The sequence below is a fragment of the Mesorhizobium sp. M8A.F.Ca.ET.161.01.1.1 genome, assembly GCF_004792105.1.
Taxonomy (GTDB): Bacteria; Pseudomonadota; Alphaproteobacteria; order Rhizobiales; family Rhizobiaceae; genus Mesorhizobium.
Window position 1 is genome coordinate 1 of sequence record NZ_SRTD01000242.1, and the last position, 341, is coordinate 341.

Annotated in this window: 1 protein-coding gene; it reads left to right on the forward strand. The window is 57.2% G+C overall.

Annotated elements, in window-relative coordinates:
- Window positions 1–341 (forward strand): sensor histidine kinase (locus EN804_RS35525; protein WP_135922368.1); only part of this gene is annotated, 341 nt, incomplete at both ends.

The window sequence follows — 341 nt, forward strand, 5'->3', positions numbered from 1 at the left end:
CGATCTCAAGGATGTCGTGAAGCGGGCAATTGAACCCCATAACACTTTTGCCAGCCGCGTCGAGCTCGACGGTCCTGACGGGGTTAGCGTATCGCCTAAATCCGCATTGGCGCTTGGCATGATTTTACATGAACTGGTGACGAATGCGCAGAAATACGGTTCGCTTTCAGAAGCAACCGGGAAGGTGCAGGTCTTCTGGAAAAGGCTTCGTAACGATGAAGGCCGGGACCTTATCGAGCTGCGCTGGCATGAAAGCGGTGGCCCGCCCATTTCTGCTCCGCTGGAGACCGGTTTCGGAACGACCCTTGTTACGCGGGGAGCCCAGTACGAGCTGCAGGGCG